The sequence below is a fragment of the Mesorhizobium sp. M7A.F.Ca.CA.001.10.2.1 genome, assembly GCF_003998575.1.
Classification (GTDB): domain Bacteria; phylum Pseudomonadota; class Alphaproteobacteria; order Rhizobiales; family Rhizobiaceae; genus Mesorhizobium.
This window is the reverse complement of record NZ_RZQY01000764.1, coordinates 1-2,623: the sequence shown is the minus strand read 5'-3', so window position 1 is coordinate 2,623 and position 2,623 is coordinate 1. Positions and strand designations below refer to the sequence as shown.

The window sequence follows — 2,623 nt, the reverse complement described above, 5'->3', positions numbered from 1 at the left end:
CAGATGAGGGGCGGCCCCAGCCTGCAAAACAAGGCACCAGACGATGCTCCTCACTTCGCCACCGCCACAAAGTTCGGCTCCAACGCAATGAAAAAAGGCCGCCGGGTCGCCCCGACGGCCTTTTTTTGCCTGAGATTCCAACCGCCGCGCTTACTGCGCGGCGGTTGTCATGTCGGCCAGCATCGGCTCGGCGACTTCCGCACCCGAGGCCTTGCGGCGCTCGTCGATGATCAGTTCGTCGCGCGAGGTGGCGATGCGCCGGATCTGGCTCATCGTGCCGCCGGTACCGGCCGGGATCAGCCGGCCGACGATGACGTTTTCCTTCAAGCCCTGCAGCATGTCGGTCTTGCCGGCAACCGCAGCCTCCGTCAGCACCCGGGTCGTTTCCTGGAAGGAGGCGGCCGAGATGAAGGACGGCGTCTGCAGCGATGCCTTGGTGATGCCGAGCAGCACCGGCAGGCCTTCGGCCGGCTTCTTGCCGTCCTCGACCAGACGCTCGTTGACCTCTTCCAGTTCGATCACGTCGACATGATCGCCCGGGATGCAGGTCGAATCGCCCTGCACCGTGATCTCGACCTTCTGCAGCATCTGGCGAACAATCACCTCGATGTGCTTGTCGTTGATCGACACGCCCTGCAGACGATAGACTTCCTGGATCTCGTTGACGAGGTAGGAAGCAAGTGCCTCCACGCCCTTGATCGCCAGGATGTCGTGCGGCGCCGGATTGCCGTCGAGGATGTAGTCGCCCTTCTCGATGACGTCGCCGTCCTGGAGATGGAACGGCTTGCCCTTCGGGATCAGGTATTCGACCGGCTCAAGCGTCGAGTCATGCGGCTCGATGATGATGCGACGCTTGTTCTTGTAGTCGCGGCCGAAGCGGATCGTGCCGTCGATCTCGGCGATGATGGCGTGATCCTTCGGACGACGTGCCTCGAACAGCTCGGCAACACGCGGCAGACCGCCGGTGATGTCCTTGGTCTTGGCGCTTTCCATCGGAATACGCGCCAGCACGTCGCCGGGGCGAACCTGCGAACCCGGCTCGACCGAAAGAATGGCCTCGACCGAGAGCAGGAAGCGGGCGTCGCCGCCCTTCGACAGCTTGCCGACCTTGCCCTTGGCGTCCTGGATCGCAATCGCCGGCTTCAGGTCGTTGCCGCGTGGCGTCGAGCGCCAGTCGATGACCTCACGCTTGGTGATGCCGGTCGACTCGTCGGCCGTTTCCTGAACGGAAATGCCGTCGACCAGATCCTCGTACGACACCCTGCCCTCGATTTCGGTGAGGACCGGACGGGTATAGGGATCCCACTCGGCGATACGCTGGCCGCGCTTCACCTTGTCACCATCGTCCACGAAGATGCGCGAACCATAGGTGAGGCGGTGCGAGGCGCGCTCCTTGCCGGCTTCGTCGAGGATCAGAACCGCCATGTTGCGGCCCATGACCATCTGCTGGCCGTCGGAGTTGCGCACCACGTTGCGGTTGCGGATCTCGACCTTGCCCTCATACGAGGCTTCAAGGAACGAGCTGTCCACGACCTGCGCGGTACCGCCCATGTGGAAGGTACGCATGGTGAGCTGGGTGCCCGGCTCGCCGATCGACTGCGCCGCGATGACGCCGACGGCTTCGCCCTGATTGACCGGGGTGCCGCGGGCCAGATCGCGACCGTAGCAGACCGCGCAGACGCCAACCCTGACTTCGCAAGTCAGTGCCGAGCGGATGCGGACCGACTGGACGCCGGCCTTTTCGATCTGTTCCACGTCACGCTCGTCCATCAGCGTTCCGGCCTTGACCAGGATCTCGCCCGACACCGGATGGGTGATGTCGTCGAGCGACGTACGGCCCAGCACGCGCTGGCCGACCGAAGCGACGACCTGACCGGCATCGACGATCGGCTGCATGGTGAGGCCCTTGTCGGTGCCGCAGTCGACGGAGTTGACGATGCAATCCTGCGCCACGTCGACCAGACGACGGGTGAGGTAACCCGAGTTCGCCGTCTTCAAGGCGGTGTCGGCCAGACCCTTGCGGGCGCCGTGGGTCGAGTTGAAGTACTCGAGCACGGTCAGGCCTTCCTTGAAGTTCGAGATGATCGGCGTCTCGATGATTTCACCCGACGGCTTGGCCATGAGGCCGCGCATGCCGGCAAGCTGGCGCATCTGGGTGGGCGAGCCACGCGCACCGGAGTGCGACATCATGTAGATCGAGTTCATCGGCTTCTGACGGCCATTGTCCTCGAACTCGACCGCCTTGATACGGGCCATCATTTCGTCGGCGACCTTTTCCGAGCACTTGGCCCAGGCGTCGACGACCTTGTTGTACTTCTCGCCCTGCGTGATCAGACCGTCATTGTACTGCTGCTCGTATTCCTTGGCCAAAGCCTCGGTGTCGGAGACCAGCTTGATCTTGGCATCCGGGATCAGCATGTCGTCCTTGCCGAACGAAATGCCGGCACGGCAGGCATGGCTGAATCCGAGCGCCATGATGCGATCGCAGAAAATGACCGTCTCCTTCTGACCGCAATGGCGGTAGACGGTGTCGATCATCTTGGAGATGTTCTTCTTGGTCATCTCCTGGTTGGCGGTCTCGTAAGGCACGTTGACGTTCTTCGGCAGAAGCTCGCCGATGATC

1 pseudogene is annotated in these 2,623 nt (G+C 62.9%); it reads right to left on the bottom strand.

Annotation, left to right across the window (positions count from 1 at the left end):
- Positions 1 to 150: 150 nt before the first annotated feature.
- Positions 151 to 2,623: pseudogene (locus EN964_RS31345) on the bottom strand (DNA-directed RNA polymerase subunit beta'); the annotation flags it as partial.